This window comes from Rhodococcus sp. 14C212 (assembly GCF_011058195.1).
Lineage (GTDB): Bacteria > Actinomycetota > Actinomycetes > Mycobacteriales > Mycobacteriaceae > Rhodococcus > Rhodococcus aetherivorans.
Window position 1 is genome coordinate 15,163 of sequence record NZ_JAALEH010000009.1, and the last position, 24,132, is coordinate 39,294.

21 protein-coding genes are annotated in these 24,132 nt (G+C 72.2%); 13 read left to right on the forward strand and 8 right to left on the reverse strand.

Going from position 1 to position 24,132, the window contains the following annotated elements:
- Positions 1-7 precede the first annotated feature (7 nt).
- From uvrC to G6038_RS06710, 10 genes are all read left to right on the forward strand, one after another.
- A complete protein-coding gene (gene uvrC, locus G6038_RS06665; protein ID WP_165036798.1) occupies positions 8-2,161 on the forward strand; it encodes an excinuclease ABC subunit UvrC in 2,154 nt (717 codons plus the stop codon).
- Positions 2,162-2,232: 71 nt separating this feature from the next.
- A complete protein-coding gene (gene rapZ, locus G6038_RS06670) occupies positions 2,233-3,087 on the forward strand; it encodes an RNase adapter RapZ (protein ID WP_206024370.1) in 855 nt (284 codons plus the stop codon).
- Positions 3,084-4,151, forward strand: a complete 1,068-nt coding sequence (gene yvcK / locus G6038_RS06675; protein ID WP_240918330.1) for a uridine diphosphate-N-acetylglucosamine-binding protein YvcK — start codon at positions 3,084-3,086, stop codon at positions 4,149-4,151. The genes rapZ and yvcK overlap by 4 nt, the downstream gene beginning before the upstream one ends.
- The gene (gene whiA / locus G6038_RS06680) at positions 4,148-5,125 is read left to right on the forward strand and encodes a DNA-binding protein WhiA (RefSeq protein ID WP_206024371.1); all 978 of its coding nucleotides are present in this window, start codon (positions 4,148-4,150) and stop codon (positions 5,123-5,125) included. The genes yvcK and whiA overlap by 4 nt, the downstream gene beginning before the upstream one ends.
- 177 nt (positions 5,126-5,302) lie before the next feature.
- Entirely contained in the window at positions 5,303-6,322 is a 1,020-nt protein-coding gene (gene gap, locus G6038_RS06685; RefSeq protein ID WP_010595104.1) for a type I glyceraldehyde-3-phosphate dehydrogenase, read from the forward strand.
- Positions 6,323-6,342: 20 nt separating this feature from the next.
- Complete coding sequence (locus tag G6038_RS06690) at positions 6,343-7,554, forward strand: phosphoglycerate kinase (RefSeq protein WP_165036803.1); 1,212 nt, start codon at positions 6,343-6,345, stop codon at positions 7,552-7,554.
- A 1-nt stretch (position 7,555) separates the two neighbouring features.
- Positions 7,556-8,338, forward strand: coding sequence for a triose-phosphate isomerase (gene tpiA, locus G6038_RS06695; protein ID WP_165036805.1), 783 nt, complete (start codon positions 7,556-7,558; stop codon positions 8,336-8,338).
- A gap of 72 nt (positions 8,339-8,410) precedes the next feature.
- Complete coding sequence (gene secG / locus G6038_RS06700; RefSeq protein ID WP_003939471.1) at positions 8,411-8,644, forward strand: preprotein translocase subunit SecG; 234 nt, start codon at positions 8,411-8,413, stop codon at positions 8,642-8,644.
- A gap of 70 nt (positions 8,645-8,714) precedes the next feature.
- The gene (ppc, locus tag G6038_RS06705) at positions 8,715-11,486 is read left to right on the forward strand and encodes a phosphoenolpyruvate carboxylase (RefSeq protein WP_165036807.1); all 2,772 of its coding nucleotides are present in this window, start codon (positions 8,715-8,717) and stop codon (positions 11,484-11,486) included.
- A 114-nt stretch (positions 11,487-11,600) separates the two neighbouring features.
- Positions 11,601-12,011 carry a nuclear transport factor 2 family protein gene (locus G6038_RS06710; RefSeq protein WP_165036809.1) on the forward strand — a complete coding sequence of 137 codons (411 nt, stop codon included), beginning with the start codon at positions 11,601-11,603 and terminating at the stop codon, positions 12,009-12,011.
- A 37-nt stretch (positions 12,012-12,048) separates the two neighbouring features.
- Here the strand turns inward: G6038_RS06710 and G6038_RS06715 are convergent, their stop codons facing one another.
- Both G6038_RS06715 and G6038_RS06720 read right to left on the reverse strand, forming a co-directional pair.
- Positions 12,049-13,935, reverse strand: coding sequence for an alkyl sulfatase dimerization domain-containing protein (locus tag G6038_RS06715; RefSeq protein ID WP_165036811.1), 1,887 nt, complete (start codon positions 13,933-13,935; stop codon positions 12,049-12,051).
- A 352-nt stretch (positions 13,936-14,287) separates the two neighbouring features.
- Positions 14,288-14,776 (reverse strand): SRPBCC domain-containing protein, encoded by a 489-nt coding sequence (locus tag G6038_RS06720; RefSeq protein WP_165036813.1) that lies wholly within the window; start codon positions 14,774-14,776, stop codon positions 14,288-14,290.
- 146 nt (positions 14,777-14,922) lie between these two features.
- On the opposite strand from G6038_RS06720, the gene G6038_RS06725 reads away from it, so the two are divergent.
- On the forward strand, positions 14,923-15,084 hold the full coding sequence (locus G6038_RS06725; RefSeq protein ID WP_165036815.1) for a hypothetical protein: 162 nt from the start codon (positions 14,923-14,925) through the stop codon (positions 15,082-15,084).
- 3 nt (positions 15,085-15,087) lie between these two features.
- Here the strand turns inward: G6038_RS06725 and pgl are convergent, their stop codons facing one another.
- From pgl to tkt, 5 genes are read right to left on the reverse strand one after another with little or no spacing between them, the layout of a single operon-like run.
- Entirely contained in the window at positions 15,088-15,855 is a 768-nt protein-coding gene (pgl, locus tag G6038_RS06730; RefSeq protein ID WP_165036817.1) for a 6-phosphogluconolactonase, read from the reverse strand.
- Positions 15,848-16,750, reverse strand: a complete 903-nt coding sequence (opcA, locus tag G6038_RS06735) for a glucose-6-phosphate dehydrogenase assembly protein OpcA (protein WP_346772762.1) — start codon at positions 16,748-16,750, stop codon at positions 15,848-15,850. The genes pgl and opcA overlap by 8 nt, the downstream gene beginning before the upstream one ends.
- 2 nt (positions 16,751-16,752) lie before the next feature.
- Complete coding sequence (gene zwf, locus G6038_RS06740; protein WP_165036821.1) at positions 16,753-18,294, reverse strand: glucose-6-phosphate dehydrogenase; 1,542 nt, start codon at positions 18,292-18,294, stop codon at positions 16,753-16,755.
- A 4-nt stretch (positions 18,295-18,298) separates the two neighbouring features.
- On the reverse strand, positions 18,299-19,435 hold the full coding sequence (gene tal, locus G6038_RS06745; protein WP_165036823.1) for a transaldolase: 1,137 nt from the start codon (positions 19,433-19,435) through the stop codon (positions 18,299-18,301).
- A 5-nt stretch (positions 19,436-19,440) separates the two neighbouring features.
- On the reverse strand, positions 19,441-21,543 hold the full coding sequence (tkt, locus tag G6038_RS06750; protein WP_165036825.1) for a transketolase: 2,103 nt from the start codon (positions 21,541-21,543) through the stop codon (positions 19,441-19,443).
- A gap of 184 nt (positions 21,544-21,727) precedes the next feature.
- Here tkt and G6038_RS06755 point away from each other — a divergent pair, with 184 nt between their 5' ends.
- Positions 21,728-22,705 carry a heme o synthase gene (locus G6038_RS06755; protein ID WP_165036827.1) on the forward strand — a complete coding sequence of 326 codons (978 nt, stop codon included), beginning with the start codon at positions 21,728-21,730 and terminating at the stop codon, positions 22,703-22,705.
- An 86-nt stretch (positions 22,706-22,791) separates the two neighbouring features.
- Here the strand turns inward: G6038_RS06755 and G6038_RS06760 are convergent, their stop codons facing one another.
- On the reverse strand, positions 22,792-23,757 hold the full coding sequence (locus G6038_RS06760) for a quinone oxidoreductase (protein WP_165036829.1): 966 nt from the start codon (positions 23,755-23,757) through the stop codon (positions 22,792-22,794).
- 22 nt (positions 23,758-23,779) lie between these two features.
- Here G6038_RS06760 and G6038_RS06765 point away from each other — a divergent pair, with 22 nt between their 5' ends.
- Complete coding sequence (locus tag G6038_RS06765) at positions 23,780-24,121, forward strand: hypothetical protein (RefSeq protein ID WP_165036831.1); 342 nt, start codon at positions 23,780-23,782, stop codon at positions 24,119-24,121.
- The last annotated feature ends 11 nt before the right edge of the window (positions 24,122-24,132 follow it).

Genomic DNA, 24,132 nt, shown 5'->3' on the forward strand with positions numbered 1-24,132 from the left:
TGGACCCGTGCCCGACCCCTCGACCTACCGCCCTGCCCCCGGCACCGTCCCGGTGGAGCCGGGGGTGTACAAGTTCCGCGATCCGCACGGCCGCGTCGTCTACGTCGGCAAGGCCAAGAGCCTGCGATCGCGGCTGAACTCGTACTTCGCCGACGTCGCGTCGCTGCACCCGCGGACCCGGCAGATGGTGACCACCGCCGGGTCCGTCGAGTGGACGGTCGTCGGCACCGAGGTCGAGGCGCTGCAACTCGAGTACAACTGGATCAAGGAGTTCGATCCCCGGTTCAACGTCCGCTACCGCGACGACAAGACCTACCCCATGCTCGCGGTGACGTTGAACGAGGAGTACCCACGGCTGTTCGTCTACCGCGGGCCGCGCCGCAAGGGCGTGCGGTACTTCGGTCCGTACTCCCACGCCTGGGCCATCCGTGAGACCCTCGACCTGCTGCTGCGGGTGTTCCCGGCCCGCACCTGCTCGACCGGGGTGCTCAAGCGGCACGCCCAGATCGGCCGCCCGTGCCTGCTCGGCTACATCGACAAATGCTCGGCTCCGTGTGTGGGCCGTGTCGACGCGGCCGGACACCGGCGCATCGTCGAGGACTTCTGCGACTTCCTCGCCGGCCGCACCGACAAGCTGGTCCGCGACCTCGAGCAGCGCATGCAGGCCGCCGCCGGGGACCTCGACTTCGAGACCGCCGCGCGGCTGCGCGACGACCTCGGCGCGCTGCGCCGCGCCCTGGAGAAGCAGGCGGTGGTGCTCGGCGACGGCACCGACGCCGACCTCGTCGCCTTCGCCGGCGACGACCTCGAGGTGGCCGTGCAGGTGTTCCACGTGCGCGGCGGCCGCGTGCGCGGCCAGCGGGGCTGGGTGGTGGAGAAGTCCGGCGACGTGGTGGACCGGCCCGAGGACGGGGCAGGTGCCTCCGGCACCGCCGAGACGGAGCTGTCGCTGCTGGTCGAGCAGTTCCTCACCCAGTTCTACGGCGAGGAGGCCGCGCTGTCGGCGGCCGGCGCCGAACCGGCGGGCAGCGCCGTGCCCCGCGAGGTGCTCGTGCCCGCCCTGCCGCCCGAGCCGGAGGAGATGAGCCGCTGGCTCGGCACCCTGCGCGGCGGCCCGGTGCGGCTGCGGGTGCCGCAGCGCGGCGACAAGAAGGCCCTCGCCGAGACCGTCCAACGCAACGCGCACGAGGCGCTGACCCAGCACAAGCTGCGCCGCGCCGGCGACTTCACCGCCCGCTCGGCCGCCCTCCAGGGCATCCAGGAGGCCCTCGACCTGGACTCGGCGCCGCTGCGCATCGAGTGTGTCGACATCAGCCACGTGCAGGGCACCGACGTCGTCGCGTCGCTGGTGGTGTTCGAGGACGGCCTGCCCCGCAAGGCGGACTACCGGCACTACGCCATCCGCGAGGCCGCCGGCGACGGCCGCTCCGATGACGTCGCCTCCATCGCCGAGGTGACCCGGCGCCGGTTCCTGCGGCACAACCGGGACGTCGCCGCGGCCGGCGGTGACCCGGCCGCGGCCCGCCGCGGTGACCCGGCCGCGCCCGGCGGCGGTGACGGCGGCGACCTCGCCCCGGAGGCCGCGCTCGACCCGGCCACCGGGCGGCCGCGCCGCTTCGCGTACCCGCCGAATCTGTACGTCGTCGACGGTGGTGCCCCGCAGGTCGCCGCCGCGGCGGAGGTGCTCGACGAACTCGGCATCACCGACGTCGCGGTGATCGGACTGGCCAAGCGGCTCGAGGAGGTGTGGGTGCCGGGGGAGGAGGACCCGGTCATCCTGCCCCGCACCAGCGAATCGCTGTACCTGTTGCAGCGGGTCCGGGACGAGGCACACCGCTTCGCCATCACCTACCACCGCAGCAAGCGGTCCCGGCGCATGACCGCTTCCGCGCTCGACGGGGTTCGCGGGCTCGGGCAGGCGCGCCGCAACGCGCTCGTCGCGCACTTCGGGTCCGTGGCCCGGCTGCGCGAGGCGACCGTGGAGGAGATCACCGCGGTCCCCGGCATCGGCGTCGCCACCGCCCGCGCCGTGCTCGACGCCCTGCGCGGCGACGTCCCGGACGCCGAGCCGGCCCCGGCCGGTGAGGCTGCGCCGGACACGCCGGTGGGTGATGATGGCACCGTCGGCGTGTCGGGCGGACGAACGGAGTCGGAACTGTGACGCACGAGGCGGAGACGGCGCAGCCTCGGCCCCGGCCCCGGGACGACCACCGCCCGCGGGCGGAGGTCGCCCTGGTCACGGGCCTGTCCGGGGCCGGTCTGAGCACCGCCGCGACGGCCCTCGAGGATCTCGGCTGGTTCGTCGCGGAGAACCTGCCCCCGCAGCTGGTCACCTCGATGGTCGATCTCGCGGTGCGGGCCGACCCGCCGCTGCAGCGCCTCGCCGTGGTCATGGACGTACGCAGCCGCCTGTTCACCGGCGACCTCGGCTGGGTCGTCACCGAACTGGCCGCCCGGCCCGTGCGCACCCGCGTGCTGTTCCTCGAGGCCACCGACGAGGTCCTCGTGCGTCGTTTCGAGCAGGTCCGCCGCAGCCACCCGCTGCAGGCCGACGCCGCCGACCGCACCCTCACCGACGGCATCGCCACCGAACGCGGCCAGCTCGCCGCGGTCAAGGCCGCCGCCGATCTGGTGGTCGACACGTCGTCGCTGTCCGGCCCGGAACTGCGCCGCAAGATCGAGTCCGCGTTCGGCGACGGCGACGCCGACTCGATCCGGGTCACCGTGGAATCGTTCGGGTTCAAGTACGGTCTGCCGATGGACGCGGACGTGGTGTGCGACGTGCGGTTCCTGCCCAACCCGCACTGGGTGCCCGAGCTGCGCCCGCACACCGGCCAGGACGTCGACGTCCGCGACTACGTGCTGAGCCGGGACGGGGCGCAGGAATACCTGCAGACCTATCATCGGCTGCTCGAACTGACCACGGCCGGTTACCGCCGGGAGGGGAAGCGTTACATGACGATCGCGGTGGGATGTACCGGTGGCAAGCACCGCAGCGTGGCGATGAGCGAGGCGCTCGCCGCGCGGCTCGAGGCCGACCCGACGCTGTCGGTGCACGTCGCGCACCGGGATCTGGGGCGCGAATGACGGGGCCCGGTGCCGCGGCCCCGGCGCCCGGGACCGACGGCCCGGCGGGCGGGCAGGGCCCCGCGCCGGATCCGTCGATCGTGGCCCTGGGCGGCGGTCACGGCCTGTACGCCACGCTCAGCGCCGTCCGCCGGCTCAGCGACCGCGTCACCGCCGTCGTCACCGTCGCCGACGACGGCGGTTCCTCCGGCCGGCTGCGCGCCGAACTCGGCGTCATCCCGCCCGGCGACCTGCGCATGGCGCTGGCCGCGCTGGCCGCGGACACCCCCGAGATACACACCTGGACCGAGACGGTGCAGCACCGGTTCGGCGGCACCGGCGCGCTGGCGGGCCACTCGGTGGGCAATCTCATCCTGGCCGGGCTGACCGAGGTCCTCGGCGATCCCGTGGCCGCCCTCGACCGCGTCGCCGCACTGCTCGAGGTTCGCGGCCGGGTCCTGCCGATGTCGCCGATCGCCCTCGACATCGAGGCGGACGTGTCCGGCCTCGAATCGGATCCGCGGGCGAGCCGTATCATCCGCGGCCAGGTCGCCGTCGCCACCACCCCCGGCAAGGTCCGGCGCGTGCGGCTGATCCCGGCCGACCCCCCGGCGTGTCCCGACGCGCTCGACGCGGTGAGCGCCGCCGACCTCGTCGTGCTCGGGCCCGGCTCGTGGTTCTCGAGCGTCATCCCGCACGTGCTCGTCCCCGACCTGCTCGAGGCGCTGGTGACGGCGCCGGCCCGCAAGGTGCTGGTACTCAATCTGGCCGCCGAACCGGGGGAGACCGCCGGGTTCTCCTCCGAGCGGCACCTGCACGTGCTGGCCCAGCACGCCCCGGAGTTCCAGGTCGATCACGTGGTGGTCGACTCCGCATCGGTGCCCGAGGGCCGGGAACGCGAACACCTGTGCCGGGCCGCCGCCGGATTCGGCGCCCAGGTGGTCTACGCCGACGTGGCGGAGACCGGCACCCACCGCCACGACCCCGCCAAGCTGGCGGCGGTCCTGGCTCGACACCTGCCCGACGCGGCCCGCCCCCGGGACCTCGCGCAGCGGGACGGAAGGGAGATCCCCACGTGGCAATGACAGCGGAGGTCAAGGACGAGCTGAGCCGGCTGGCGATCACCCGCACCAGCAGCCGCAAGGCCGAGGTGTCCGCCCTCCTGCGCTTCGCCGGCGGGCTGCACATCGTCGGCGGCCGCGTCGTCGTGGAGGCCGAAGTGGACCTCGGGTCGATCGCACGCCGGTTGCGCCGCGAGATCTTCGAGCTCTACGGCTACTCCGCGGAGGTGCACGTCCTCGGCGCCGGCGGGCTGCGCAAGAGCTCGCGCTACGTGGTGCGCGTCGCCAAGGAAGGCGAGGCCCTGGCCCGGCAGACCGGTCTGCTCGACGTGCGCGGCCGCCCGGTGCGGGGCCTGCCCGCGCAGGTCGTCGGCGGCAGCATCGCCGACGCCGAGGCGGCGTGGCGCGGCGCATTCCTCGCCCACGGCTCGCTCACCGAGCCGGGCCGCTCGTCCGCCCTCGAGATCAGCTGCCCGGGCCCGGAGGCCGCGCTCGCGCTCGTCGGCGCCGCCCGCCGCCTCGGCATCGCCGCCAAGGCCCGCGAGGTGCGCGGCGCCGACCGGGTCGTCGTCCGCGACGGCGACGCCATCGGCGCGCTGCTCACCCACATGGGCGCCCAGGACACCCGGCTGACCTGGGAGGAGCGCCGGATGCGGCGGGAGGTCCGCGCCACCGCCAACCGGCTCGCCAACTTCGACGACGCCAACCTGCGCCGCTCCGCGCGCGCCGCGGTGGCCGCGGCCGCCCGCGTCGAACGGGCCCTGGCGATCCTCGGTGACGACGTGCCCGACCACCTCGCCGCGGCCGGTGCCCTGCGCGTGCAGCACCGGCAGGCGTCGCTCGAGGAACTGGGCCAGCTCGCCGACCCGCCGATGACGAAGGACGCCGTCGCCGGACGCATCCGCCGGCTGCTGTCCATGGCGGACCGCCGGGCCAAGGATCTCGGCATCCCCGACACCGAATCCGCGGTGACCCCGGAGTTGCTCGACGAGGCCTAGGCGGCCGGCCCCGGGCGGCGGCCGCGCCGCCCCGGGCCTCCTGCCGCGCCCCGCCGGCCCCGCAGATAGGGTAGGGGTCACATCGACCGATGAGTCCTGCCGAGCGGCGCCGATGTCTCCGGCACCGCGGTGGGCACCACTGGCACAACCAGCAGAAATGGGCAAAGGAGCGTAATTGTGACTGTCCGGGTAGGCGTGAACGGCTTCGGTCGTATCGGACGTAACTTCTTCCGGGCTGTCGAGGCGCAGAAGGCGCTCGGCACCACCGACATCGAGATCGTCGCGGTCAACGACCTCACCGACAACGCGACTCTGGCCCACCTGCTCAAGTACGACTCGATCCTCGGCCGCCTGCCGCAGGACGTCAGCCTCGACGGCGAGGACACCATCGTCGTCGGCGACCACCGCATCAAGGCGCTCGAGGTCAAGGAAGGCCCGGCCGCGCTGCCGTGGGGCGACCTGGGCGTGGACGTCGTCGTCGAGTCGACCGGCATCTTCACCGACGCGTCGAAGGCCAAGGGCCACCTCGACGCCGGCGCCAAGAAGGTGATCATCTCGGCGCCCGCCAAGGGCGAGGACCTCACCGTGGTGATGGGCGTCAACGACGACAAGTACGACGGCAGCCAGAACATCATCTCCAACGCCTCGTGCACCACCAACTGCCTCGGCCCGATCGCCAAGGTCCTCGACGACAGCTTCGGCATCGTCAAGGGCCTGATGACCACGGTCCACGCCTACACCCAGGACCAGAACCTGCAGGACGGCCCGCACAAGGACCTGCGCCGCGCCCGCGCCGCCGCCCTGAACGTCGTGCCCACCGGCACCGGCGCCGCCAAGGCCATCGGCCTCGTCCTGCCGCAGCTGGTCGGCAAGCTCGACGGCTACGCCCTGCGCGTGCCGATCCCGACCGGCTCGGTCACCGACCTGACCGCCAACCTCGCCACCCCGGCCTCCGTCGAGGAGATCAACGCGGCGATGAAGGCGGCCGCCGAGGGCCCGCTCAAGGGCATCCTCAAGTACACCGAGGACGAGATCGTCTCCTCCGACATCGTCACCGACCCGCACTCGTCGATCTACGACGCCGGCCTGACCAAGGTCATCGACGACCAGGTCAAGATCGTCTCCTGGTACGACAACGAGTGGGGCTACTCCAACCGCCTGGTCGACCTCATCGGCCTGGTCTCGAAGTCCCTCTGACCGAACAGGACAGTCGAACAGTGGCAGTTCAGACCCTGAAGGATCTGCTCGACGCCGGCGTCGAGGGTCGTGGCGTGCTGGTGCGCTCGGACCTCAACGTCCCGTTGGACGGCGCGACGATCACCGACCCCGGCCGCATCGTCGCGTCCGCCCCGACGATCGCCGCGCTCGCCGAGGCGGGCGCGAAGGTCGTCGTCACCGCTCACCTGGGCCGGCCCAAGGGCGAGCCCGATCCGAAGTTCTCCCTCGCCCCGGTCGCGGCGAAGCTCGGTGAGGTGCTCGGCCGCAACGTCCAGCTCGCCGGCGACGTCGTCGGACAGGACGCGCTGGCCCGCTCGGAGGGCCTGACCGACGGCGACATCCTCCTGCTCGAGAACATCCGCTTCGATCCGCGCGAGACCAGCAAGGACGAGGCGGAGCGGCAGGCGCTGGCGCGCGAGCTCGTCGAGCTCGTCGGCGAGGACGGTGCGTTCGTCTCCGACGGATTCGGTGTGGTGCACCGCAAGCAGGCGTCGGTGTACGACGTGGCGAACCTGCTGCCGCACTACGCGGGCACCCTCGTCGCCGCCGAGGTCGAGGTGCTGGCCAAGCTCACGGCCGATCCGGAGCGGCCCTACGCGGTGGTGCTCGGCGGCTCGAAGGTCTCCGACAAGCTCGCCGTGATCGAGGCCCTCGCCCCCAAGGTCGACACCCTCGTCATCGGCGGCGGTATGTGCTTCACCTTCCTTGCGGCGCAAGGTATCCCGGTGGGCAACTCGCTGCTCGAGGAATCGATGACCGAGACCTGCAAGGGCCTGCTCGAGCGGTTCGGCGACGTCATCCACATCCCGCAGGACGTGGTCGTCGCCGACGCGTTCTCCGCCGACGCCGAGGCGAAGACGGTGCCCGTCACCGAGATCCCCGACGGCTGGATGGGCCTGGACATCGGTCCCGAGTCGGTGGCCCGGTTCGCCCAGTACCTCACCGGTGCCAAGACCGTGTTCTGGAACGGCCCGATGGGCGTGTTCGAGTTCGAGAAGTTCGCGGCCGGCACCAAGGGGGTCGCCGAAGCGATCGTCGAGGCCACCCGCTCCGGCGCGTTCAGCGTCGTCGGCGGCGGCGACTCGGCCGCGGCGGTGCGCCTGCTCGGCCTGCCCGAGGACGGGTTCTCGCACATCTCCACCGGCGGCGGCGCCTCCCTCGAGTACCTCGAGGGCAAGGAACTGCCCGGCATCGCTGCACTGGAGGCCTGAGATGACCCGCAAGCCGCTCATCGCCGGCAACTGGAAGATGAACCTCAACCACCTCGAGGCCATCGCCCTGGTGCAGAAGATCGCCTTCGCGCTGCCGGAGAAGTACCTCGAGAAGGTGGACGTGACGGTGCTGCCGCCGTTCACGGACATCCGCAGCGTCCAGACGCTGATCGAGGGCGACAAGCTGCTGCTCACCTATGGTGCCCAGGACGTGTCCGCCCACGACTCCGGCGCCTACACCGGCGAGATCAGCGGTGCGATGCTGGCCAAGCTGGGCTGCGCCTACGTCGTCGTCGGCCACTCCGAGCGGCGCACGCTGCACGGCGAGACCGACGAGATCGTGCTCGGCAAGACCAAGGCGGCCCTGCGGCACGGGCTGACCCCGATCGTCTGCATCGGCGAGGGCCTCGACATCCGCGAGGCCGGCCGGCACGTGTCCCACAACGTCGCCCAGCTGCGCGGGTCCCTCGCCGGGCTCTCGGCCGACGAGATCGCGAAGATCGTCGTCGCGTACGAGCCGGTATGGGCCATCGGCACCGGCAAGGTGGCCTCGGCCGCCGACGCCCAGGAGGTGTGCGCCGCGGTGCGTGCCACCCTCGCCGAGCTCGCCTCCCCGGAGGTCGCCGACGCCGTGCGCGTGCTCTACGGTGGCTCGGTCAACGCCAAGAACGTCGGCGAGCTCGTCGCCCAGCCCGACATCGACGGCGGTCTCGTCGGCGGCGCCTCGCTCAAGGCCGACGAGTTCGCACAGCTCTCCGCGATCGCCGCGGGCGGGCCGCTGTAAGCACCCGCGGCGTCCTTCCGGATCCCCCGAGGTCCGGAAGGACGCCGCGGCGGCGCCCTGTAGTCTGACGCCATGGCACTGTTCCTCGACATCCTGCTGATCACCACCAGCCTGCTGCTGATCCTGCTCGTGCTGCTGCATCGCGGTAAGGGCGGCGGTCTGTCCACCCTGTTCGGTGGCGGTGTCCAGTCCAGCCTGTCCGGCTCGAGTGTCGCCGAGAAGAACCTCGACCGGCTGACCGTCTTCACCGGCATCGTCTGGCTGATCGCGATCCTCGGCATCGGTCTGCAGATCAAGTTCAGCTGATCTCTCCGCGCGACGGCGCGACCCGGAATCCCGGGTCGCGCCGTCGTGCGTCGGCCGCGATACTGACCGGATGACGGATACCGCCCGGCCGGCCGACCCCTCCGGGTCCCGCTCCGCCACCGAACCCCTGCGCCAGGACATCCGGCTGCTCGGCGGGATGCTGGGCCGCATCGTCCGCGAACAGGCCGGGGAGCACCTCTTCGCCCTCGTCGAACGCGCCCGCGTCGAGAGCTTCCGGGTGCGCCGCTCCGAGATCGACCGGGCCGAGGTCGCGGCGATGTTCGCCGACGTCCCCACCGACGACACCCTCCCCGTCATCCGCGCCTTCAGCCACTTCGCGCTGCTGGCGAACCTCGCCGAGGACCTGCACCGCGAACGCCGCCGCGCCGTGCACGTGCGCGCCGGGGAACCGTCCCAGGACAGCTCGCTGGCCGCCACCTACCGCAAACTCGACGCCGCCGAACTCGACCCCGCCGAGGTCGCCGCCGCGCTCGACGGCGCCCTCGTCTCCCCGGTGATCACCGCTCACCCCACCGAGACCCGCCGCCGCACCGTCTTCGACGTGCAGAGCCGCATCACCGACCTCATGCGCCGCCGCGAACGCGCCGAGCCCGACGAGCATTCCGACATCGACCTGCAGCTGTGGCGGCAGATCCTCACCCTGTGGCAGACCGCCCTCATCCGGCTCGCCCGCCTCCGCATCCAGGACGAGATCGAGGTGGGCCTGCGGTACTACGACGCCTCCCTGTTCCGCGTCGTCCCGGCCCTCAACGCCGAGGTCCGGCGCGCCCTGCGCGAACGCTGGCCCGGCGTCCCCCTGCTGCCGGACCCGTTGGTGCGCACCGGATCCTGGATCGGCGGCGACCGCGACGGCAATCCCAACGTCACCGCCGAGGTCGTCCACCGCGCCACCGACCGGGCCGCCGCGACCGCCCTCGGCCACCACCTCGCCGAGCTCGAACAGCTCGAGCGGGAACTGTCGATGTCCGCGCGCCTGGTCCGCATCACCGACGACCTCGGCCGGCTCGCCGACGCCTCCGGTGACGACGCCCCGTCGCGCGCCGACGAACCGTACCGCCGCGCGCTGCGCGGCATCCGCGGCCGCCTGACCGCCACCGCGGCACGACTGCTCGACGAACCACCGCCGCACGCGTTGCCGAGCCCGCTGACCGCCTACGACACGCCCGCCGAACTGCTCGCCGACCTCGACATCCTCGACGTCGCCCTGCGCGCCGGCGGGGGCGCCGCCCTCGCCGACGACCGGCTCGCGCACGTCCGCGGCGCAGTCGAGGCCTTCGGCTTCCACCTCGCCTCCCTCGACCTGCGGCAGAACTCCGACGTGCACGGCAGGGTGGTCGCCGAACTGCTCGCCTGGGCAGGCGTCACCGACGATTACCCGACCCTGTCCGAGGACGAGAAGGTCGCCCTGCTCGCCGCGGAGCTGCGCACCCGCCGTCCCCTCAGCGCGCCCGGCGCGCGGCTCGGCGCCGACACCATCCGCGAACTCGGCGTGCTGCGCGCCGCCGCCGACGCCGTCGCGCGCCTCGGACCCCAGGCGGTGCCGCACTACATCGTCAGCATGTGCGGGTCGGTGTCGGACCTGCTCGAGGCCGTGCTCCTGCTCGACGAGGTCGGTCTCGTGGAGCACGACGTCGCGGGACCGCGCTGCCCGGTCGCGGTGATCCCGCTGTTCGAGACCATCGACGACCTCAGGCACGGCGCCGAGATCCTCACCGCCGCCCTTGCCGTCCCCGAGTTCCGCAACCTCGTCGACGCCGCCGGCGGCGTCCAGGAGGTCATGCTGGGCTACTCGGACTCGAACAAGGACGGCGGGTACCTCGCCGCGAACTGGGCGCTGTACCGGGCCGAACTCGACCTGGTGGAGGCCGCGCGCGCCGCCGGGATCCGGCTGCGCCTGTTCCACGGCCGCGGCGGCACCGTCGGCCGCGGCGGTGGCCCGAGCTACGACGCGATCCTCGCGCAGCCGCCCGGGGCCGTCGCCGGTTCGCTGCGCCTGACCGAGCAGGGCGAGGTGATCGCGGCGAAGTACGCCGAGCCGAAGCTGGCGCGCCGCAATCTCGAATCCCTCGTCGCCGCGACCCTCGAATCCACCCTCCTCGACGTCGAGGGACTCGGCAGCGACGCCGCCCCGGCGTACGCGGTGCTCGACGAGGTCGCCGACCTCGCCCGCGCCGCCTACAGCGACCTGGTACACGAGACCCCCGGCTTCGTCGAGTACTTCCGGACCGCCACGCCGGTGGCGGAAATCGGGGCCCTGAACATCGGCAGCCGGCCCACCTCCCGCAAGCCGACGTCGTCGATCGCCGACCTGCGGGCGATCCCCTGGGTGCTGGCGTGGACCCAGTCGCGGGTCATGCTGCCCGGCTGGTACGGCACCGGCACCGCCGTCGAAACCTGGATCGGCGGCGACGACGAGCGACTCGCCACCCTCACCGGCCTGTACCGCCGCTGGCCGTTCTTCCGCACCGTGCTGTCCAACATGGCGATGGTGCTGGCCAAGTCCGACCTCGGTCTCGCGGCGCGCTACGCCGAGCTGGTGCCCGATCCCGATCTGCGGCACCGGGTGTTCGACAAGATCACCGCCGAACACGAACGCACCGTGCGCACCTACCTGGCGATCACCGGGCACCCCGATCTGACCGCGGACAACCCGGCGCTGGCCCGATCGGTGCACAACCGCTTCCCGTACCTCGAGCCGCTGAACCACCTGCAGGTCGAGCTGCTGCGCCGGTTCCGGGCGGGGGAGGACACCGACCGGGTCCGCCGCGGCATCCAGCTGACGATGAACGGGCTCGCGACCGCGTTGCGTAACAGCGGCTGAACGCTGCGTAACAGCGGCTGGCTCGCCGGGGTATCAGCGGCCGAATGCCGGTGCCGTGCCCGCTCAGCGGGAAGACGGCGCCCGAACGGCCGTGAGCCCGCTACAACGGGACAGGTGACACACGACCGCGAACAGATCGTCGAACGGCTCGCCGAGCTCGCCGCCGCCCTCGACCGCCGGGACTGGGACGCCCTCGGTGCCGCCTTCACCGACTCTGCCACCGGCTACGGTGCCTCGGGTCGCGACGGCATCGTCGCCGTGGTCCGCGCGCATCTCGGCGGCTGCGGACCGTCGCAGCACCTGCTGGGCAACCACCGCGTCGAGATCGACGGCGACCGGGCCCGGTCGCGGACGTACGCCCGCGTCCACCATCAGGGCGCGGGCCCGGCCGCCGGGGCGAGCTACGAATGTTTCGGCGAGTACGACGATCGGTGGATCCGCACCCGGGACGGCTGGCGTCTGACTGCACGTACCTTCACCGTCTCGCACGACCTCGGCGACGTCGGCGTCCTCCGGCCCGGCTGACCCGGGGCCGCTGGCACGGTCCCGGCAGCGGCGGACGTCAGGGCGTGACGATCGCGAAGTCCGGATCCACCGGTGCGAGCACCTCGAAGAGCCGGCCCGCCACGGTCGGGTCGCCCGTCACCGCGATCGTCCCGTCCGCGAGGGCCGTCGCCGGATCCAGCTGCCCGGTGAGGGCGCCGACCAGCGTGCGGCGGGTGAGGGTGAACACCGTGCCGTCCGGCAGCGGCTCGTCGACGGTCCGGTGGTTGAGCACGCCGTGCCGCAGCTCCGTGAGATACGTGATCCCGAGGTCGGTGAGGATCCACGAGATCACGAGGCGCACGTCCCATGCGCGCGGCCCGTCCACCCGCACGGCCAGGCTGTCGAAGAGCTGCGGGACGGTCAGCGCATCGAGGAAGTCTCCCGAGGACTGCACGGGCGAGCCGAAGATCCCGTCGCGGAGCTCCTTCGCGCCGGCCAGGTAGATGCAGCGCCAGGTGCCGTTCTCGGCGCCGTACGCGAGTTGCTCCATCGCGTCGGCCTGCAGGGCCCGGGCGGCCTGGTCGGTGTCGTCGGTGAACAGCAGATGCTTGCAGACCTCGAGCACCCAGCGGTGGTCGCCCTCGTCGAAGGCCCTCCGTGCGACGGCGAGGGCTGCGTCGGCGCCGCCCATGGCGTCGACGTACCGGCGGGCTGCCTCGACAGGGGGATGGGCCCACAGGTTGGCGGGGTTACCGTCGTACCACCCCATGTACCGCTGGTAGATCGCCTTGACGTTGTGGCTCACCGAGCCGTAGTAGCCGTGAGTGTGCCACGCGGCCGCCAGGGCCGGGGGCATCTCGAACCGCTCGGCGATCTCCGCGCCCACGAGTCCCTGGTTCATCATCCGCAGCGTCTGATCATGCAGGTACAGGTACATGTCACGTTGCACGGACAGGAACTCGAGCGCACGCTCGCGGCCCCACGTCGGCCAGTGGTGCGAGGCGAACACGACGTCGAGCGCGTCGCCCCACAGGCCGATCGTCTCGTTGAGGTAGTGGCCCCAGGCGTGCGCGTCGCGCACCACCGCGCCGCGCAGGGTGAGGATGTTGTGCATGGTGTGGGTGGCGTTCTCCGCCGCGCACAGCGCCCGCCGGTCGGGGAACCAGATGTTCATCTCGGCCGGGGCCTCGGTGCCGGGGGTGAGCTGGAAGACCATCCGCACCCCGTCGACGGTGAGCTCCTGCCCGGTCGCGGTGATGTCGACGGTCGGCGCGATGAGCGTGACGGTGCCGGCCGAGGTGGTCTGGCCCAACCCGGCCCCGATCTGACCGGCCGGACCCTTCTCGAGCGCCGCGCCGTACATGTAGCCCGAGCGGCGCGACATCGCCGTACCGGCGAAGAGGTTCTCCGACACCGCGTGTTCGAGGAATCCGGACGGCGCGACGACGGGGACCGTCCCGGCCTCGACGAGTTCCGGGTCGAGCACGCCCTTGACGCCGCCGAAGTGGTCGACGTGGGAGTGGGTGTAGATCATCCCGGAGACGGGCCGGTCGCCGCGGTACCCGCGGTACAGGGCCAGGGCGGCCGCAGCGGTCTCCGCGCTGATCAGGGGGTCGATCACGATCACCCCGGTATCACCCTCGACGACGGTCATCACCGACAGGTCGAAGCCGCGCAACTGGTAGATCCCCGGCACCACCTCGTACAGGCCGTCCTCGGCGAGCAGCCGCCCCTGCCGCCACAGGCTCGGATGGGCCGTCTCCGGCGCGGACCCGTCGAGGAACGCGTAGGCGTCGAGGTCCCACACCAGCCGCCCGTCCGCGCCGGTGATCCGCCGCTGCTCGCTGCGGCCGACGAACCCGCGCGTCACATCGTCGAAGTCCTGCCTGTCGTCCGCGGGTAGTGCAGCCGTCGTGGCCTGCAGGTTCTGCCGGGTCGTCTCGCTGGCACCGCCTGCGCTCATGATGCCACCCTCCCTCGGAATCTCGGCTGTGTCGAGGGTACGGTCGGCCCGTCGCGGCGGGTGCACGGAATGGGGGAATCCGTCGCCGGCGAGGCGGCCGAACCCGTGCAGGCGGAGCGTTCGGCTCCGGTGGTGCACGGGCGCGGTCACCGAGCCCGCCCGTCGGCCCGGTCCAGGTCGGCGCGGGCCGCGGTGATCGCCGCCTCGAGGTCGGATGCGCGTGAGCGGCCACGGCCTCGTCCCCGGCCGCGACGAGCAGGTCGCGGACCGCTCCGGTGTCAGCGGGCCAGGTACGGACGGATTCCGCGGTGGCCCAGGTCGTCGGCGAGCCGGCCCAGCACCCGCGCGGTGTTCAGCGGTACTCGTCGGCGAGGTCGAGGTAGCCGTCCCAGCGGGGCAGGGAGCGGCCGGCGAGCACGGCGTCGAGCCGGTCGAGATAGTACTGCCAGCCGGGACCGACCTCCGAGGTCTCCGACCGCGGTACGTGCCGGTGGGAGAACTCGAGCGTGGTGACGACACCCACCTGCGTCAAGGTGGCCTCGAGATGCCACCCGTCCTGGTCGACGCCGAGGTCATGGGGCGGGTCGCAGCGCAGGATCCGCACGTCCGTCGTCGCCGTGTCGTGCTCGTCGGTCATCGTCAGCCGCACCCGTCCGGAGGCGGGGTCGCCCGTCCACCGTCCGTACCAGCGTTCGAGCCGGTCGGACTCGGTCAACGCCGCCCACACCTCGCCCACCGGCAGTGCGAAGCTGCGCACGTAGTGCAGGGTCACGAGCGAGGACCCGTCCGGACAGCCGTGCTCCGGACGGATCTCGCCGAGGACGGTGGTCGGGGTGCTCATCGAACGCTCCTCTCACGCAGTGCTGTCCCCATTGTGATCTGCCGGGCGTCACCCTGCCGGGTTTGCGTCGGACCGACTCGGCGGGAACCGCCGGGGTGGCCGCGGCGTCGAACGAGGCAGGGAACACCACAGGGGAGGAGCCCACAATGGACCGTAGGACGGTGCGATGCAGCCGTGCCCGCCTCACCGGGCTGCGCGCGACCCGCAACCCGAGCTGGGCCGCGCGCCTGCGCTGCGGCGTGACCGACGGCTGCCTGCCCCCGGATCCACGGGCGGGCGAGCCCGACCGCGACGGACCGCGGCGGTGACGGTCAGTCGGCGGGCAGTGCCGCGGCGGCCTCCGCGTCGAGGAACCACACGGTCTGCTCGCGGCCCCGCGCCCCGGCCGCCGGGACGTCCACCGCGGCCGCGCCGCCCACCGCGGCCGCGACGGCCTCGGCCTTGGCAGCACCGGTGACGAGCAGCCACACCTGCCGGGCGCGACGGACCGCCGGGAGGGTGAGCGTGACCCGCGCGGCCGGCGGCTTGGGGGAGTCCGCGACGCCGACGACGAAGCGGTCCTGCTCGCGCACCGCGTCGGTGTGCGGGAACAGGGAGTTGACATGGCCCTCGCCGCCCATGCCCAGCAGGTGCACGTCGAACGCGGGGGTGGTGCCGTCGGGGGAGTTCGCGGCGAGCACCTCCGCGTACGTGCGCGCCGCCGAGTCGGGGGAACCGGCCCCCGCCTCGTCGAGGGTGGGCATCGCGTGCACCCGCGCCGGATCGAGGGGCACGTGATCGAGCAGCGCCGCGCGGGCCTGGACCTCGTTGCGCTCCGGGTCGCCCGGCGGCAGATATCGCTCGTCGCCGAAGTACACGTCGAGCGCGGACCAGTCGATCCCTCCGGGGGCGCGCAGGACCGCATCGAGCACGGCGATCCCGGTGCCGCCGCCGGTGAGCACCACCGAGGCGCGGCCGCGGGCGTGCTGCGCGGCGACGACGGCCTCGACGAAGGCTGCGGCAGCCGCTCGCGCGACGTCGTCGCCCGTCTCGAAGCGCCGCACGTGGACGTTCTGGGAAGTGTCGTGCACGTCAGACATACTCCACCTTGGACAGTGCGGTCAGGGCCGAGTGGTACACCTCGTCGGGGTCGAGCCGCCGCAGTTCCTCGGCGAGGCATTCCGAGGAGTCGCGGCGTGCGAGCGTGATCAGCGAATCGGGTTTGCCGGTGCGCCGCAACGTCGCGACACGCCCGTCCTGGGGTCGCTCGAGCGAGATCGTCTGGGTGCGGGTGCGCAATTCGACCCGCAGATCGCCCACCGCGCGCTGGACCGGGCCGTCGATCCGGCTCGCGAGCCAGCCCGCGAGCAGATCCACGGCCGGTTCGCTGCCGAGCCCGGATACCAGCGCCGACTCGATCGGCTCGAACGGCGGCTGGTCGAGCGCGGAGACGAGCAACGCCCGCCAGTACGTGATCCGGCCCCATGCGAGGTCGGTGTCGCCGGGGGTGTAGCCGGGCAGCCGGGAGACGATCTCGGGCATGGGGCGCGACGAGTTCGTCGCGTCCGTCAGGCGACGCACGGCGAGCCGGCCCACCGGATCCGCCGCGGGCACCGCCGGGGGTGTGTTCGGCCACCACACCACCACCGGGGTGTCCGGCAGCAGGAACGGCACGATCACCGATTCCTGGTGGTCGGCGAGCGGGCCGTGCAACGCGAGGATCAGCACCTCCGAGGCCCCGGCGTCGCCGCCGATTCGGATCTCCGCATCCATGCGCGGTTCGTCGCCCGCGCGGCCGCGGCCGACGACGATCACGCGGCACGGATGCTCCCGGGACGCCCCGATGGCCGCGGTGATCGCGGCCTCGAGGCCACGCGGACCGTCGGTGCACACCACCAGCGTGAGCACGCGCCCCTGCGTGACGATGCCACCGGTCTGCCGCAGCTGGACCAGCTGCTTGCTGATGTCGATCGCGGTCGCGTTGCGCAACTGCATTCTCACGGGCGTCTCCATTCGCGGCCCGAGCGACGGAGCATCTCGTCGGCCGCCGACGGTCCCCAGGTGCCGGCCTCGTACGGTTCGGGCTTGCCGTGTGCCGCCCAGTGCTCGAGCACCGGGTCGAGGATCTTCCACGACAGCTCGACCTCGTCGTCGACGGGGAAGAGGGACGGCACGCCGAGCAGCACATCGAGGATGAGCCGCTCGTACGCCTCGGGGGAGGACTCGGTGAACGCCTGGCCGTAGCTGAAGTCCATGTTGACGTCGCGGACCTCCATGCTCGACCCGGGCACCTTGGAGCCGAAGCGGAGGGTGACACCCTCGTCCGGCTGCACGCGGATCACGAGGGCGTTCTGGCCGAGCTCGGTGGTCATCGTCTGATCGAACGGCAGGTGCGGGGCACGCTTGAACACGATCGCGATCTCGGTGACGCGCCGGCCCAGGCGCTTGCCGGTGCGCAGGTAGAACGGCACTCCAGCCCAGCGGCGGGTGTCGATCTCGCACGTGATCGCCGCGTACGTCTCGGTGGTCGAGTCGGCCGCAAAGCCCTGCTCCTCGTGCAGACCGACGACCTGGCCGCCGTTCTGCCAGCCCGCGATGTACTGGCCACGGGCGGTGGTCTCGTCGAGAGGCTCGGCGAGCCTGGTCGCGGAGAGCACCTTGATCTTCTCCGCCCGCAACTCCGCCGGGTCGAAGCTGATCGGTTCCTCCATGGCGATGAACGCGAGCAGCTGCAGCAGGTGGTTCTGGATCACGTCCCGGGCGGCGCCGATGCCGTCGTAGTAGCCGGCGCGGCCGCCGAGACCGATGTCCTCGGCCATCGTGATCTGCACGTGGTCGACGTAATGCGCGTTCCACAGCGGGTCGAACAGCTGGTTCGCGAACCGCAACGCCAGGATGTTCTGCACCGTCTCCTTGCCGAGGTAGTGATCGATGCGGAACACCGCCTCCTCGGGGAACACCTCGGCGACCAACCGGTTCAGCTCGCGGGCGCTCGTCAGATCGTGGCCGAACGGCTTCTCGATGATCACGCGGCTCCACGTCCCCTCCCGCGCGATCGCGAGCCCGGACTGCTTCAGCTGCGCCGAGACCACCGGGAACGCATTCGGCGGGATGGACAGGTAGAAGGCGTGGTTGCCGCCCGTGCCGCGGGCCTTGTCCAGTTCGGCGAGCGTCGACGCGAGCTCGGCGAACGCGGCGTCGTCGTCGAAGCTGCCCTGCACGAAGCGAATGCCCTCGGCCAGGCGGTTCCACACCTCCTCACGAAACTTGGTGCGCGAGTTGGCCTTCACCGCGTCGTGGACGACCCGGCCGAAGTCCTCGTCGACCCAGTCCCGCCGGGCGAAGCCGACGAGCGCGAACCCGGGCGGCAGCAGACCGCGGTTGGCCAGGTCGTACACCGCCGGCATCAGCTTGCGGCGGGCCAGGTCGCCGGTGACCCCGAAGATCACCAGGGCGCACGGCCCGGCGATACGGGGCAGCCGCCGATCTCGCTCGTCCCGGAGTGGGTTGACCCACGCCGCCGTCTCGGGTTCGCGCACCGCGTCAGCTCTTCGCGCCGTGCGCGATCAGCTGCTCGGAGGTGGCGGCGAGCAGCTCGTTCCAGGACACCTCGAACTTCTCGACGCCCTCGTCCTCGAGCTTGCGGAACACCTCGGGCAGGTTCACCCCGATCGTCGACAGCGCGGAGAACACGTTCTCGGCGCCCTTCTCGGTGCCGGTGACCGTGTCGCCGGTGACCTCGCCGTGGTCGGCGACGGCCTCGAGGGTCTTCTCCGGCATGGTGTTGACCGTGTGCGGGGCGACCAGCTCGGTGACGTACAGGGTGTCCGAGTAGTCCGGGTTCTTCACCCCGGTCGACGCCCACAGAGCGCGCTGCGGCCGCGCCCCGGCGGCGGCGAGCTGCTCGAACCGGGCACCCGACTCGAACGCCCGGCGGTACGCCGCGTACGCCAGGCGAGCGTTGGCGACGCCGGCCTTGCCGCGCAGCGCAAGGGCCTCGGGGGTGCCGATGGCCTCGAGCCGCGCGTCGATCTCGGTGTCGACGCGGGAGACGAAGAACGAGGCCACCGAGTGGATCGTCGACAGGTCGTGTCCGGCCGACTTGGCGGCGGTCAGGCCGTCGAGGTAGGCCTCGATGACCCGCTCGTAGCGCTCGACCGAGAAGATCAGCGTCACGTTCACGCTGATGCCCTCGCCGATCACGCGGGCGATGGCGGGCAGGCCGGCCACCGTCGCGGGGATCTTGATGAGCAGGTTGGGGCGGTCCACGATGCGCCACAGCTCGATCGCCTGCTGCACGGTCGCGTCGGTGGAGTGCGCCAGCCGCGGGTCGACCTCGATGGAGACGCGGCCGTCGACGCCGCCGCTGGCCTCGAACACCGGGGCCAGGACGTCGCACGCGGCGCGCACGTCGTCGGTGGTGACGGTGCGGATGGTGGTGTCCACGTCGGCACCGGCCAAAGCGAGCTCACGGACCTGGGCGTCGTAGACGTGACCCTTGCTGAGCGCGGCCTGGAAGATCGACGGGTTGGTGGTCACGCCCACGACGCTGCGGGTGGCGATCAGCTCGGCAAGGTTGCCGGACTCGATGCGGTCCCGGGAGAGGTCGTCGAGCCACACGGACACACCGGCGGCCGAGAGCTGGGCGAGGTTCGCGTTCTGGGTTACCTGCTGGGTCATCGGGATCATCCCTTCACTCGGGTCAGCGAGCGGCGGGCGGCGTCGACGACGGCCTCGGCGGTGATGCCGAACTCGCGGAACAGGGTCTTGTGGTCGGCGGAGGCGCCGAAGTGCTCGAGCGAAACGGCCTCGCCGGCGTCGCCGAGCAGGCGGTACCACGGCATCGCCAGGCCGGCCTCGACGGAGACGCGGGCACGCACCGCCGGCGGCAGCACCTCGTCGCGGTACGCCTGGTCCTGCTCGAGGAACCAGTCGAGGATCGGCACCGACACCACACGGGTGGGGACGCCGTCGGCCTCGAGGACGTCGCGGGCCGCGACGGCGAGCTGCAGCTCCGAGCCGGTGCCGAGCAGCACCACCTCCGGGGTGCCGGTGGACGCCTCGGCCAGCACGTACGCGCCGCGGGCCAGGCCCTCGGCGGCCTTCTCGCGGGTGCCCTCGAGCACCGGCACGTCCTGGCGGGTCAGGGCCAGGGCGGTCGGGCCGGTCTTGTTCTCCAGCGCGGCGGCCCACGCGAACGAGGTCTCGTTCGCGTCGCCGGGGCGGATCACGGCCAGGTTGGGAATGGCGCGCAGCGCCGTGAGGTGCTCGACCGGCTGGTGGGTCGGGCCGTCCTCGCCGAGGCCGATCGAGTCGTGGGTCCACACGTAGATCGCCGGGGTCTGCATGAGCGCGGCGAGCCGCACCGCGGGACGCATGTAGTCGCTGAACACCAGGAAGGTGCCACCGTAGGGGCGGGTCGGGCCGTGCAGGGCGATGCCGTTGAGGATCGAGCCCATCGCGTGCTCGCGCACGCCGAAGTGCAGCGTCCGGCCGTAGGGCTGGGCGTTCCAGTCCTTCGTGGAGATCGACACCGGGCCGAACGAATCCGAGCCGGGGATCGTGGTGTTGTTCGAGCCCGCCAGGTCCGCCGAACCTCCCCACAGCTCGGGCAGCACCGGGCCGAGCGCGGCGAGGGCGCTGCCGGACGCCTTGCGGGTGGCCGGGCCCTTGGCGGCCGGCTCGTAGGTGGGCAGCACCTCGGTCCAGCCGGCGGGGAACTCCCCGGACTGCAACCGGTCGAACAGCTCCTTGCGCTGCGGCTCCCGGCCGGCCCACGCGTCGAACTCGGCCTGCCATGCGGTGCGGGCCGCCGCGCCGCGCTCGACGACGCCGCGGGTGTGCTCGATCACGGCCGGGTCGACGTCGAAGTGCCGGGCGGGGTCGAAGCCGAGGGCGGTCTTGACCGCGGCGACCTCGTCGGCGCCGAGGGCGGCGCCGTGCACGTCGCCGGTGTTCATCTTGGTCGGCGCCGGGTAGCCGATGATGGTGCGCAGCACCACGAGCGACGGCTTGTCGGTGACGGCCTTGGCGGCCTCGACGGCCTCGAGGATCGCGGTGACGTTCTCGCCGCCCTCGACGGTCTGCACGTGCCAGCCGTACGCCTCGTAGCGCTTGGCGACGTCCTCACCGAGGGCGATCGCCGTGTCGTGCTCGATGGAGATCTTGTTGTCGTCGTAGAAGACGATCAGGTTGCCGAGCTGCTGCACGCCCGCGAGGGACGAGGCCTCCGACGTCACGCCCTCCTCGATGTCGCCGTCGGAGGCGAGGACGTAGACGTGGTGGTCGAACGGGCTCGCGCCGGTCGCCGTGTCCGGATCGAACAGGCCGCGCTCACGGCGCGCCGCCATCGCCATGCCCACGGCGGAGGCCAGGCCCTGCCCGAGCGGGCCGGTGGTCATCTCCACCCCCGCGGTGTGCCCGAACTCGGGGTGGCCGGGGGTCTTCGAACCCCACGTGCGCAGCGCCTCGAGGTCGGCGAGCTCGAGACCGTAGCCCGACAGGTACAGCTGGATGTAGAGGGTCAGGCTCGAGTGCCCGCACGAGAGCACGAACCGGTCCCGCCCCACCCAGTGCGGGTCGGTCGGGTCGTGCCGCATCACCTTCTGGAACAGCGTGTAGGCCACCGGGGCGAGGCTCATCGCCGTGCCGGGATGACCGTTACCCACCTTCTGGACCGCGTCGGCGGCGAGCACGCGGGCGGTGTCGACGGCCTTGGTGTCGAGGTCGGTCCAGTCGGCGGGGTGCACTGCCTGGGTGAGGGAGCGGATCTCGTCTGTGATCGACACGAGCAGAAGTCTCCTGACATGGGTATACGGGGAGCGTGCGGGCGCGAAAGCCTCGAGCGCCCCTCCAGAGTAATGTGCTGCGCTTTGCGGGTCGATTCGGTCCGGGCCTGCGCGACGTCTACCATCGTTCGTAGTAGGGCGACGGCGAGCGAAGGTGCGTAATCGCGTGGTGCAAGGAGACAGGGTGCGGGCAGGGCAACGGCCGGGCGGTCACGGCTTCGGCGCCCCCGAGGCACCCCGGGCGCCTCGCCCCGACACGGTGTGGGGACGCGTTTCGGGCACGGTGCTCGCCTATATCGCGCTGACCAAGCCGCGCGTGATCGAGCTGCTGCTGGTGGCGACCATCCCGGCGATGCTCTTCGCCGACCGCGGCGAGGTCGACCTGGTGCTCATCCTGAGCACCCTGTTCGGCGGGTGGATGGGCGCGGCCAGCGCGAACGCGCTGAACTGTGTCGTCGACGCCGACATCGACAAGGTGATGAAACGGACGGCGCTGCGACCGCTGGCCCGGCAGGCCGTCCCGACCCGGCACGCGTTCGTGTTCGGCATGGTGCTCGGCGTCGTGTCGTTCCTGTGGCTGTGGTGGCGGGCGAACCTGCTCGCCGGCCTGCTCGTCGTCGCCACGATCGCCTTCTACGTCCTGGTGTACACGATGGTTCTCAAGCGCAGGACCTGGCAGAACGTGGTGTGGGGCGGGGCCGCCGGGTGCATGCCGGTGATGGTCGGCTGGGCCGCGGTCACCGGCTCGCTGAGTTGGGAACCGATCGTGCTGTTCCTGGTGATCTTCTTCTGGACGCCGCCGCACACGTGGGCCCTGGCGATGCGCTACAAGGAGGACTACAAGGCCGCCGGCGTGCCCATGCTGCCCGTGATCGCGAGCGAGCAGCACGTCACCAAGCAGATCCTGTTCTACACGTGGGCGACCGTCCTGGCGACGCTGGTGCTCGTGCCGGCCGCCGGCCTGGTGTACGCGGTGGTGACCGTCGCCGCGGGCGCGTGGTTCCTGCTCGTCGCGCACCAGCTGTACCGCAGCGTCCGGGGCGGGGCGGCGGTCAAGCCGCTCAAGCTGTTCCTGCAGTCCAACAACTACCTCGCCCTGGTGTGCCTGGGCCTGGCCGTGGACTCGGTGCTCGACCTGCGCACCATCGCCTCGTTCTTCTGATCCGCTTCCGCGCGGCGCCGGGGCCGAGCGAATGTATCGTCCGCTGCCGCTGAGAGACGGAACGATACATTCGCTCGGGGCGGACCTCAGGGGATCAGGACGATCGAGCCGGTCGTGCGGCGGGCCTCGAGGTCCCGGTGTGCCTGCTCCGCCTGCGCCAGCGGGTATCGGGCGCCGACCCGGAGGGTCAGGGCGCCGTCGACGACGGCGGCGAACACGTCGCCGGCCCGCCACATCAGCTCCTCGCGCGTCCGCACGTGGTGCGCGAGCGTGGGGCGGGTGACATACAGCGAGCCGGCCGGGTTGAGCCGCTGCAGGTCGAACGGCGGCACCGGGCCGCTGGCGGCGCCGAACAGCGCCAGCGTGCCGCGGATGCGCAGCGATGCGAGCGACGACTCGAACGTGGCGGCGCCGACCCCGTCGTAGACGGCCGCGACGCCCTCCCCGCCGGTGAGGTCACGGACCCGCTCGGCGAGGTCGTCGGTGTAGCGGAGCACTTCGGCGGCGCCCGCCTCCCGCGACAGGGCCTCCTTCTCGTCGGTGGAGACGGTCGTGATCACCCGCACCTCCTTCGCGGCGGCGAGCTGGGTGAGCAGCAGGCCTACGCCGCCGGCACCCGCGTGCACCAGCACCGTCTCGCCGGGCTGCGCCGGATACGTCGAATTCAGCAGGTAGTGCGCGGTCATGCCCTGGAGCAGCGCCGACGCGGCCTGCTCGGCGGGGACGGGGTCGGGCACCGGCACGGCCACCGCCGCCGGCACGAGCACCTGCTCGGCGTAGGAACCGTCGGCCGACGCCCAGCTCACCCGGTCGCCGACCCCGACGTCGGCCACGCCCTCGCCGACCGCGACGACGCGGCCGGTGCCCTCGGTCCCGGGGATGTACGGCAGCTCCCGCGGGTAGAGCCCGGTGCGGAAGTAGGTGTCGATGAAGTTGATGCCCACGGCGTCGGTCCGTACCAGCAGCTGACCCGGGCCGGGCTCGGGAGCCGGGACGTCGACGAGGGTGAGGACCTCGGGGCCGCCGAACCGTGCCACTTCGATTGCGCGCATGCGTTCACAGTATTCTGCAGGCATGAGCGCCGATACCCAGGTCGTGGCCGCACCGGCCGACATCGTGAAGTCCTTCCGCAGCTTCGTCGCCGCGCACGGCGGCTCCGCCAAGGCGGTGCTGCAGCCGGTCGCGCGGGGCGCGGTGCGCATCACCCTCGTCGCCGAGGACGGGGTGCTCGGCGACCGGGTGGTGCGGGATCTCGCCACCGCGCACGCCGTGGTCGAGGCGTTGCCGGACGTCACCGTCTCGGAGTGGGACCGGGAGGTGACAAGCGTCGCGACCCCGCAGCAGGGCCACTGGAAGAAGATGGCCGGCTGGGTGGCCCACCAGACCCGGTTCCCGCGGGCGCGCAACGAGCGCTGACCGGTCCTCGA

Bases quoted from the DNA above. Each gene is read 5' to 3' on its own strand.
- yvcK (WP_240918330.1), top strand. From the start codon at position 3,084: ATGACGGGGCCCGGTGCCGCGGCCCCGGCGCCCGGGACCGACGGCCCG.
- pgl (WP_165036817.1), bottom strand. From the start codon at position 15,855: ATGTCTGACGTGCACGACACTTCCCAGAACGTCCACGTGCGGCGCTTC.
- tpiA (WP_165036805.1), top strand. From the start codon at position 7,556: ATGACCCGCAAGCCGCTCATCGCCGGCAACTGGAAGATGAACCTCAAC.
- G6038_RS06725 (WP_165036815.1), top strand. From the start codon at position 14,923: ATGGACCGTAGGACGGTGCGATGCAGCCGTGCCCGCCTCACCGGGCTG.
- G6038_RS06760 (WP_165036829.1), bottom strand. From the start codon at position 23,757: ATGCGCGCAATCGAAGTGGCACGGTTCGGCGGCCCCGAGGTCCTCACC.
- opcA (WP_346772762.1), bottom strand. From the start codon at position 16,750: ATGCAGTTGCGCAACGCGACCGCGATCGACATCAGCAAGCAGCTGGTC.
- G6038_RS06765 (WP_165036831.1), top strand. From the start codon at position 23,780: ATGAGCGCCGATACCCAGGTCGTGGCCGCACCGGCCGACATCGTGAAG.
- ppc (WP_165036807.1), top strand. From the start codon at position 8,715: ATGACGGATACCGCCCGGCCGGCCGACCCCTCCGGGTCCCGCTCCGCC.
- G6038_RS06720 (WP_165036813.1), bottom strand. From the start codon at position 14,776: ATGAGCACCCCGACCACCGTCCTCGGCGAGATCCGTCCGGAGCACGGC.
- secG (WP_003939471.1), top strand. From the start codon at position 8,411: ATGGCACTGTTCCTCGACATCCTGCTGATCACCACCAGCCTGCTGCTG.
- whiA (WP_206024371.1), top strand. From the start codon at position 4,148: ATGACAGCGGAGGTCAAGGACGAGCTGAGCCGGCTGGCGATCACCCGC.
- tal (WP_165036823.1), bottom strand. From the start codon at position 19,435: ATGACCCAGCAGGTAACCCAGAACGCGAACCTCGCCCAGCTCTCGGCC.
- G6038_RS06715 (WP_165036811.1), bottom strand. From the start codon at position 13,935: ATGAGCGCAGGCGGTGCCAGCGAGACGACCCGGCAGAACCTGCAGGCC.